Raw genomic sequence first — 8650 nt, 5'->3', positions numbered from 1 at the left:
CGGCGCCGGGTACGAGCCCGGCCGACGCACCCGGCACGTGCGTCGTGCTCGGCGCGACGGGGAAGAGCGGACGGCGCGTGGCCGCGCGTCTCGACGCGCTCGGCCTGCCGGTGCGGCGTGCGTCGCGCGGCGGCGCCGACGCCTCCACGCGCTTCGACTGGGCCGACGAGACGACGTGGCCCACCGTCCTCGCGGGGCCGACGCGGTGTACGTCGCCTACGCGCCGGACCTCGCCGTCCCCGGCGCGCCGGAGACCGTGACCCGTCTCGCCGCGCTCGCCCGCGACGCGGGCGTCCGACGCCTCGTCCTGCTCTCGGGCCGCGGGGAGACCGAGGCGCAGCGGGCCGAGGCGATGGTCGGCGACGCGTTCCCGGGCCGCACCGTCGTGCGCTGCGCCTTCTTCGCCCAGAACTTCAGCGAGAGCTTCCTGCGCGACGCCGTCCTCGACGGCGCGGTCGTGCTGCCGGTGGACGGGGTCGCCGAGCCGTTCGTCGACCTCGAGGACGTCGCCGACGTCGCCGTCGCGGCCCTGACCGACGACGCGCACGCCGGCCGCGTGTACGAGCTCACCGGCCCGCGGGCGCTGACCTTCGCCGAGGCCGTGGCGGAGATCGCGGCGGCGAGCGGGCGCGAGGTCGCGTACGTCCCGGTCACGGCGGACGCGTTCGCCGCCGGCCTGCGCGCCGAGGGCGTCCCCGACGACGCCGTCGAGCTCCTCGAGTACCTCTTCACCGAGGTGCTGGACGGCCGCGGGACGCCCGTCGCGGACGGCGTGCGTGCGGCGCTCGGGCGCGAGCCCCGCGACCTGCGCGAGGTCGCGGAGCGCGAGGCGGCGGCCTGGGCGGCACCGGTGGCCGCGTCCGTCCCCGGCGCGCGGGCCGGCGGCACCGCGGGGGCGCAGCCGTGACGGCCTACGACCTGCTCGTCGTGCTCGCCGCCGTCGCCACGGGCCTGGCCGGAGGTGTGCTCTACGCGTTCTCGGCGTTCGTCATGGCCGGGCTGCACCGGCTCGAGCCCGCCGCCGGCGCCGCGGCGATGCGGTCCGTCAACCGCGCCGCCCTGCGCCCGCCCCTCATGGTCCTGCTCGCCGCGTCGGTGCTGCTGCCCGCGGCGGCGGCCGTCGTCGGGCTCGCCGGCAGGGCCGACGGCGCGTGGTGGGCGCTCGCGGGCGCGGTCGTCGCGCTCGTCGGGATCCTCGGCGTGACAGGTGTCGGCAACGTGCCGCTCAACGAGCGCCTCGACGCCGCGTCCGACCCGGCGGCGGAGTGGGCCCTCTTCGTCCCGCGGTGGCTCGCGTGGAACCACGTCCGCACCGCCGCCGGTGCCGTGGCGACGGCGCTGCTCGTCGTCGCGGCCACCGCCTGAGGCGTCCGTCCTCCCGGGGCGTGGACGACCGCGCGCACCGACGGCTGGAATGGCGGGGCGCGGCGTGCCGTTGTCACCGGCATGACGGACACCGAGCACGCGACGGGACGGCCGGCCGAGGACGACACGGTCCGCCGCGTCCTGCAGGAGACCGGGACGTGGGCCGTCGTCGGCCTGTCGAACAACACCACGCGCGCCGCGTACGGCGTCGCGCGGGTGCTGCAGCGGCACGGCAAGCGCGTCGTGCCCGTCCACCCGTCGGCCGAGACCGTGCACGGGGAGCAGGGGTACGCGTCGCTCGCGGACATCCCGTTCCCGGTGGACGTCGTCGACGTCTTCGTGCGGTCGGAGCTCGCGGGCGACGTCGCGGACCAGGCCGTCGCGATCGGCGCGAAGGCCGTGTGGTTCCAGCTCGACGTGATCGACGAGGACGCGGCGCGGCGCGTGCGCGACGCCGGGCTCGACATGGTCATGGACCGCTGCCCGGCGATCGAGCTGCCGCGGCTCGGGAGCGCGGCATGAGCGCGTGGTCGACCCCGGCACGAGCTCGGCCGGCGCGCCGCGGCCCGGCTGGCCGACGAGAGGGTGCTCTGGCTCGTGACCGTCGACCCGCACGGCGCGCCGCAGCCGACCCCGGTGTGGTTCCTGTGGGGTGCCGGCGGCGACGTCGTGCTGCAGAGCCAGCCGCGCACCGCCAAGCTGCGCAACGTGCGGGGGAACGAGCGCGTCGCGGTGCACCTCAACAGCACGCGCTCGGGCGGGGACGTCGTCGTGCTCACCGGCACCGCGGTCGTCGACGCCGCCGGCCTCACGCCCGCCGAGCGCGCCGCGTACGACGAGAAGTACGCCGACGACATCCGCGGTCTCGGCACGACGCCCGACGCCTTCCACGCGGACTTCTCCGTGACCGTGCGCGTGCGCCCCGAGCGGCTGCGCGGCTTCTGAGCGCGCCGGCTCCGCACCGGAGCCCCCGGGGGCGTCCCTCCCGGGTCAGTCCCGCGCCGAGAACGTGAGCACCGGCCGGCCGGTCCCCGGGTGCGTCAGCACCTCGGTCCGCACGCCGTAGACCGGGTCGAGCACGTCCGGCACGAGCACGTCGTGCACGTCGCCCGCCGCGACGACCCGCCCGCCGGACAGCAGCACCACGTGGTCGCACGTCTGCGCCGCGAGGGTGAGGTCGTGCAGGGCCGCGAGCACCGTCACGCCGTCGCCGGCGAGGCGGCGCAGCACGCGCATCGCGTCGAGCTGGGCCGCGATGTCGAGGTGGTTCGTCGGCTCGTCGAGCATGAGCAGCGCCGGCTGCTGCGCGAGCGCGCGGGCCATGTGGACACGTTGTCGCTCGCCGCCCGAGAGCGTCGCGACCTGACGGTCGCCGAGCTCCTCCATCCCGACGGTGCGCAGCGCGTCGCGCGCGACCTCGCGGTCGTGCGCCGAGTCGCCCGCGAGGAGGGAACGGTGCGGGATCCGGCCGAGCAGGACGGCGTCGAGCACCGTCAGCGGCAGGTCGGTGGTCGCGTCCTGCTCGACGAGCGCGAGCACGCGGGCCCGGCGCCGCCGCGGCAGGGCCAGCAGCTCGTCACCGGCGAACCGCACCCGCGCGGCGTCGTCGGACGGTGCCTGCACGCCCGCGAGCACGCGCAGCAGCGTCGACTTGCCCGAGCCGTTCGGGCCGAGCAGCCCGCTCACCGCACCGGCCGGGGCGGTGGCGTCGACGCCGTCGAGGACGAGGCGCCCGTCGACCGACCAGGAGACGCGGGCGGCGTCGAGCCCCGCCGCCCGGCCGTGCGCGGGCGCGCGGTCGGCCCCGGCGTGGGCGGAGGCCGGCGGAGCGGCAGGAGAGCCGACGGCCGGGACAGTCGTGGCGGGCGCCGTCGGGCCCCCGGTGCGCACGTCGGTCATGCCGCCCTCCTCCCGCGCCACAGCAGCAGCGCGAACACGGGTGCGCCGACCGCGGCGGTGACGATCCCGACCGGCAGCTCGCGCGGCGCGAACACGGTGCGGGCGAGCGTGTCGGCCCAGACGAGGAACGTCGCGCCGAACAGCGCCGAGAGCGGCAGCAGCAGCCGGTGCCGTGCCCCGGTGAGCAGCCGGACGGCGTGCGGCAGGATCAGCCCGACGAAGCCGATCGACCCCGACTGGGACACGAGCGCGCCGGTGAGCAGCGCGACGCCGACGAGCAGCGCCCAGCGCACGCGCGCGACGTCGACCCCGAGCGCCGCGGCGGCCGTGTCGCCGAACGTGAACGCGTCGAGCACCGACCCGGTCGACGCCAGCAACGAACCCAGGACGAGCGTCGCGGTGCCGGCGACCGCGACCGACGTCCACGTCGCGCCCGCGACGGACCCCATGAGCCACGACAGGATCTCGCGGTAGGAGTCGCCGGTCGCCGACCAGAAGATGACGAAGCTCGTCGCGGCGGCGGCGAGCTGGCTCACCGCCAGGCCGGCGAGGACCGTCCGCGTCGGCGTGATCGTCCCGATCGCCCCGGCGAGGGCGAGGGCCGCGACGAGCGCCGCCACCGCCCCGCCGAACGCCGCGACGGGCAGCAGCACCGTCCAGCCGACGACGAGCACGAGCACCGCGCCGAGCGACGCGCCCGACGACAGCCCGAGCAGGTACGGGTCGGCGAGCGGGTTGCGCGTGAGCGACTGCATGACGACGCCGCACACCGCGAGCCCGGCACCCACCGCCGCGGCGGTGAGGACGCGCGGCAGACGCAGCTGCCAGACCATGCCGTCCTGGAGCGCGGCGAGGGGCTCGAGGCCGAGCGCGCCGCCGAGCCCGAGGTGCGTCGCGACCGCGCGCCACACGTCGCCCACCGACAGGTCCGCGGGCCCGATCGTCACCGCGACGAGCACCGTGACGACGAGCGCGGCGACGGCGGCGGGCAGCCACCACGCGCCGCCGTGGCGCGCGCGGCGGACCGCCCCCGCCGTCGCGGGGGCCTCGGTGCGCTCGCGCAGTGCCGTCACAGGTCGAGCGCCTCCAGCTGGGCGGCGAGGTCGACGACCGCGTCGACGTTGCGCACGCCCGCCTCCGTCGCCGGGAACGGGACCGTCAGGTACCGGCCCTCGCGCACGGCGGTCATCTCCGCGGTCGCCGGGTTGGACTCCAGGCGCTCGACCTTCGACTCCGCGGTGTTCCACGTGGCGTCGACGAGCACGAGGACGTCCGGGTCGGCCGCGATCGCCTCCTCCCAGGCGAACGACGTCCACGTGTCCTCGACGTCGCCCGCGACGTTCTCCAGCCCGACGGCGTCCATGATCATCTGCGGCGCGCCGATGCCGGCGCCGACGTACGGGATGTCGTCGCCGGAGGAGTACCAGAGCGCGGTGAGGCCGCGGCCGTCGGGCGCGACGCCGTCGAGCGTCGCGCGCTGCTCGGCGACCAGCTCGGCCGCCGCGTCGGCGGCGTCGAAGATCTCGCCGACCTCGGTGATCTCGGCGAAGACGTCGTCGAAGGCCAGCCGGTCCGGCATGGAGCCGGGCGCCTTGCACGCCGCGGGGGAGACGTACGTCGCGACGCCGAGCTGCGCGAGCGTCTCGCGGTCGCCGGCGCCCTCGGCGGTGAGGTTGGACTCCCAGCCGGCGTAGACGAGGTCCGGGGCGAGCCCGAGGACCGCCTCGGCCCCGGGCACCTGGTCCGAGATCGGCTCCGCCACGGCGGGCACGTCCGCCGCGGCGTCGGCGAGCGACTCGGGGACCGGCCCGTCCAGGAACGCGGTCGCGACGATCCGGTCTCCCAGCCCGAGGGCGAGCAGCATCTCCGTGGTGCTCGACTTGATCGTCACCACCCGCTCGGGGGCCTCGTCGAACGTCACCTCGACCCCGCAGTCGTCGAGTGTGAGGGGGTACTCCGTCGCGCTCGCGGTGCCGTCGGCCGTCGTGCCCGACGACGCGGGTCCGCCGTCGTCGCCCGGGTCTCCGGTACCGGTGCCCGACGAGCACGCGGTGACGGCGACGAGGAGGACCGTCGCGCCGGCGACGGCGAGGTGCTGACGAGCGGGGCGGCGGGACGGGCGGCGGGACAGGGGACCAGGAAGGGGCACGCGGTTCACTCCGGCGGGGTCGGGCGCACGACGGCGCACCTCGGGGCCTGCCCGGGGGCGTGCGTCGTCGGCGGCTTCGGTGCTGTGCTGGGCGCGTCATCTCGCGCGCGCGGACCTGCGGCCCAAGTGTCGGGGCCGCCCCGCCGGGCCAATGCGTGCGGCCCGCGGTCCGCCTCCACCCTAGTACGACGCGGCGCCCGCGTGCCGCCCGGGCACCGGCTCGACGTCCGCGGTGCGCGGACCTGAGGTGCCAGGGTGCTCGCCGACGAGCGCTCGTGGCACAGTGTCGCCGTGACGGACCACGAGACGACGACCTCGCGAAGCGCGACGACGACCCCGCTGCGTGCCGTGGTGACCGGCGCGTCGTCGGGCATCGGCGAGGCGTGCGTGCGCCGGCTGCGCGACCTCGGCTGGGACGTCGTCGCGTTCGCGCGGCGCGCGGACCGCCTCGCGGACGTCGCGGAGCGCACCGGCGCGCACCCGGTGGTCGGCGACGTGACGTCCGACGACGACGTCGCCCGTCTCGTCGCGGAGGCCGGCGCGCGCGGACCGGTGCACGCGCTGCTCGACGTCGCCGGCTTCGCGCTCGGCGTCGACCACGTCGACGCCGCCGACCTCGACGGGTGGCGCGCGATGTACGAGACGAACGTGCTCGGCACGGTCCGGGTCACGAAGGCGTTCCTGCCGCTGCTGCGCGCGTCGGGTCGCGGCGACGTCGTGCTCCTGACGTCGACCGCGGGCCACGACGGCTACCCCGGCGGGTCCGGCTACGTCGCGTCCAAGCACGCGATGGTCGGCCTCGCGCGGACGCTGCGGCTCGAGCTCGCCGGCGAACCCGTCCGCGTCATCGAGATCGCCCCCGGCATGGTGCACACCCCCGAGTTCTCGCTCACCCGCTACGGCGGCGACCAGGAGAGCGCCGACGCCGTGTACGCCGGCGTGGAGAACCCGCTCACGGCCGACGACGTGGCCGACGTCGTCACGTTCGCCGTCACGCGCCCGCACCATGTCAACATCGACTCCCTGATCCTGCGACCCCTCGCCCAGGCGTCCACGACGTCGGTGTGGCGCGGCCCGCTCGTGCCGAAGGTCAGGCCCGAGTAGCCACGAGCTGCAGGTACTCCCACCCCATCGCACCGTCCGCGTCCAGGGAGCGGTCGCCGAGGTCGCGCAGCGCCGCGTCGAGCCCGGCGAGGCGCTCGGGCTGGTCGGCGAGCGCGCGTCGGACGGCGATCGTCGGCCCGTACCGGGAGGCGAAGAACTCGCGGAACGCCTCGCCGTCGGCGAAGGCCGTCACGGGCAGGGTCCGCACCGCGGTGCGCACGTCCCGGACCCGGTCCCCGAGGAGCGCGCGCACGTGGTCCTCGTCGCCCCACAGCGGCGGAGGCTGCGCGCCGGGCGGGGGAGCGGGCGCGAACGGCTTCATCGTCGCGAACATCTGCCCGATGAATCCGGTGGGCGTCCAGCTCGCGAGCCCGACCGTCCCGCCCGGCCGCACGACGCGCACGAGCTCGTCGGCCGCGTCCTGGTGGTGCGGCGCGAACATGACGCCGATGCTCGACAGCACCACGTCGAACGACGCGTCGTCGTACGGCAGCATCTCGGCGTCCGCCTGCTTCCAGGAGAGCTCCACGCCGCGCTCCGCCGCCGCCCGGCGCCCGACGTCGAGCAGCTCGGGCGTGAGGTCGGACGCGACCACGTCCGCCCCCGCCGCCGCGGCGGCGATCGCCGCGGTCCCCGTGCCGGCGCCCACGTCGAGCACCCGCTGGCCGGTGCGCACCCCGCACGCGGCGACGAGGTCCTCGCCGAGCGGGCGCACCACCTCCGCGACCGCCGGGTAGTCGCCCGACGCCCACATGGCGCGGTGCCTGGCCTTGAGGTCCGAGGGTGTCACGGTGTCCGTCATGTCCTGCTCCTGCTGTCGTGCCCGCGGGCGCGGGCCGTGGTGGGTCACGTCCGTCCAGCCTCGGCCGAGCCCGCGCCGGCATCCAGTTCCGGATCTGTACCCGCACCCGTGCCGTGGACCCGTGCCGTGGACCCATGCCGTGGACCCGTGCCGCGAGCCGCGCGGGCTCCTGCTCTCCGGCCCCGCGGGCACTGGTCGCCCGTGCCCGGCAGCGGTTCACTGGAGTCGAGGTGAGGAGGCCGCGATGTCGACGTACGGCCAGTTCTGCCCCGTCGCCAAGGCGATGGAGCTGCTCGACGAGAGGTGGACGCTGCTCGTCGTGCGCGAGCTCCTCGCCGGCAGCACGCACTTCAACGAGCTGCGCCGCGGCAACCCGCGGATGTCGCCCGCGCTGCTCGCCAAGCGCCTGCGCACGCTCGAACGGGCGGGCGTCGTCCGGCGCCACGACGACGCCGGCCGGCCCGTGTACGGGCTGACCGCGGCCGGGGAGGAGCTGCGCCCCGTCGTCGAGGCGCTCGGCGCCTGGGGCGTGCGGTGGATCGGCGAGCTGGGGGAGGACGACCTCGATCCCCACCTGCTGTTCTGGGACGTGCGCCGCACCGTCCCCGTCGAGACCTGGCCGCGCGAGCCGACCGTCGTCGAGTTCCGCCTCGACGACGTGGAACGAGCGGTGGCGCGCTGGTGGCTCCTCGTGCGCGGCGGCGAGGCCGACCTCTGCGACGTCGACCCGGGCCTCGAGCCGACGGTCGTGGTCCGGTCGGGCCTGCGCGTGCTCACGCGGGTCTGGCGCGGCGACACGTCGTGGGAGCACGCGCTGCGCAGCGGTGCCGTGGTGATCGAGGGGCCGGCGACCGCGCGTCGCAGCCTGCCCCGCTGGATCGGTCAGGGCGACTTCGCCCGCGTCCCGCGCCCCGCGGCCTAGCGTGCGAGGCTGAGGACGTGCCGGCCGAACCTCCCCGTACCGCGCCCGACCGTCCCGCTCCCGACCGCCCCGCACCCGACGGTCGGTCGCCCGGCGGTGCACCGCCGGCCCGCGCACGCCGGTCGGCCGTCCTGGCGGCGCTCGCGGGCGTGGTCGCCGCCGCCGTCGGGTTCGCCGTCGCCGAGCTCGCCGCCGCGGTCGTGGCCCCCGGCTCGAGCCCGCTGTTCGCCGCCGGCGCCGGCGTCGTCGACGTCGTCCCGGCACCGGTCAAGGACTGGGCGATCGCGACGTTCGGGACGGCGGACAAGGCCGTGCTGCTCGCCTCGATGGGCGTGGTGCTCGCCGCCGGCGCCGCGCTGAGCGGGTGGCTCGAGCTCCGCCGCCCGCCGGCGGGCGCGGCGCTGCTCGC

Annotated in this window: 9 protein-coding genes and 3 pseudogenes; 8 read left to right on the top strand and 4 right to left on the bottom strand. The window is 76.8% G+C overall.

Going from position 1 to position 8650, the window contains the following annotated elements; all coding sequences use genetic code 11:
- The 5 genes and pseudogenes from BJF88_RS20585 to BJF88_RS15440 form a co-directional block, all read left to right on the top strand.
- Positions 1–260 (top strand): annotated as a pseudogene (locus tag BJF88_RS20585) (hypothetical protein); the annotation flags it as partial.
- Positions 176–907, top strand: a complete 732-nt coding sequence (locus BJF88_RS15455) for an NmrA family transcriptional regulator (protein WP_222844025.1) — start codon at positions 176–178, stop codon at positions 905–907. The pseudogene BJF88_RS20585 and the gene BJF88_RS15455, both read left to right, overlap by 85 nt.
- Positions 904–1365 (top strand): DUF1772 domain-containing protein, encoded by a 462-nt coding sequence (locus BJF88_RS15450; RefSeq protein WP_075829456.1) that lies wholly within the window; start codon positions 904–906, stop codon positions 1363–1365. The genes BJF88_RS15455 and BJF88_RS15450 overlap by 4 nt, the downstream gene beginning before the upstream one ends.
- An 81-nt stretch (positions 1366–1446) precedes the next feature.
- On the top strand, positions 1447–1887 hold the full coding sequence (locus tag BJF88_RS15445) for a CoA-binding protein (RefSeq protein WP_075829455.1): 441 nt from the start codon (positions 1447–1449) through the stop codon (positions 1885–1887).
- A 45-nt stretch (positions 1888–1932) separates the two neighbouring features.
- Positions 1933–2310: pseudogene (locus tag BJF88_RS15440) on the top strand (TIGR03667 family PPOX class F420-dependent oxidoreductase); the annotation flags it as partial.
- Between the two features lie 45 nt (positions 2311–2355).
- Here the strand turns inward: BJF88_RS15440 and BJF88_RS15435 are convergent.
- The 3 genes from BJF88_RS15435 to BJF88_RS15425 are packed head-to-tail and all read right to left on the bottom strand — an operon-like array spanning position 2356 to position 5413.
- Positions 2356–3264: a putative F420-0 ABC transporter ATP-binding protein gene (locus tag BJF88_RS15435; protein ID WP_083649195.1), complete on the bottom strand. Its 909-nt coding sequence runs from the start codon at positions 3262–3264 to the stop codon at positions 2356–2358.
- Complete coding sequence (locus BJF88_RS15430; protein ID WP_187346238.1) at positions 3261–4337, bottom strand: putative F420-0 ABC transporter permease subunit; 1077 nt, start codon at positions 4335–4337, stop codon at positions 3261–3263. Before BJF88_RS15430 ends, BJF88_RS15435 begins: the two co-directional genes overlap by 4 nt.
- Entirely contained in the window at positions 4334–5413 is a 1080-nt protein-coding gene (locus BJF88_RS15425; protein WP_255372089.1) for a putative F420-0 ABC transporter substrate-binding protein, read from the bottom strand. The genes BJF88_RS15430 and BJF88_RS15425 overlap by 4 nt, the downstream gene beginning before the upstream one ends.
- Before the next feature lie 291 nt (positions 5414–5704).
- On the opposite strand from BJF88_RS15425, the gene BJF88_RS15420 reads away from it, so the two are divergent.
- Positions 5705–6517 carry an SDR family oxidoreductase gene (locus BJF88_RS15420; protein WP_075829457.1) on the top strand — a complete coding sequence of 271 codons (813 nt, stop codon included), beginning with the start codon at positions 5705–5707 and terminating at the stop codon, positions 6515–6517.
- On the opposite strand, the gene BJF88_RS15415 is transcribed toward BJF88_RS15420, so the two are convergent.
- Positions 6504–7319 carry a class I SAM-dependent methyltransferase gene (locus BJF88_RS15415; RefSeq protein ID WP_075829453.1) on the bottom strand — a complete coding sequence of 272 codons (816 nt, stop codon included), beginning with the start codon at positions 7317–7319 and terminating at the stop codon, positions 6504–6506. The genes BJF88_RS15420 and BJF88_RS15415 overlap by 14 nt on opposite strands.
- 244 nt (positions 7320–7563) lie before the next feature.
- Between BJF88_RS15415 and BJF88_RS15410 the strand changes: the two genes are divergently transcribed.
- Both BJF88_RS15410 and BJF88_RS15405 read left to right on the top strand, forming a co-directional pair.
- Positions 7564–8241 carry a helix-turn-helix domain-containing protein gene (locus tag BJF88_RS15410; protein ID WP_075829452.1) on the top strand — a complete coding sequence of 226 codons (678 nt, stop codon included), beginning with the start codon at positions 7564–7566 and terminating at the stop codon, positions 8239–8241.
- A 149-nt stretch (positions 8242–8390) separates the two neighbouring features.
- A pseudogene (locus BJF88_RS15405) lies at positions 8391–8650 on the top strand (oxidoreductase); the annotation flags it as partial.

Origin of the sequence: Cellulosimicrobium sp. CUA-896 (assembly GCF_001942335.1) — a bacterium.
Lineage (GTDB): Bacteria > Actinomycetota > Actinomycetes > Actinomycetales > Cellulomonadaceae > Cellulosimicrobium.
The sequence above is the reverse complement of the archived record's forward strand: the minus strand, read 5'-3'. Positions and strand labels throughout refer to the sequence as shown.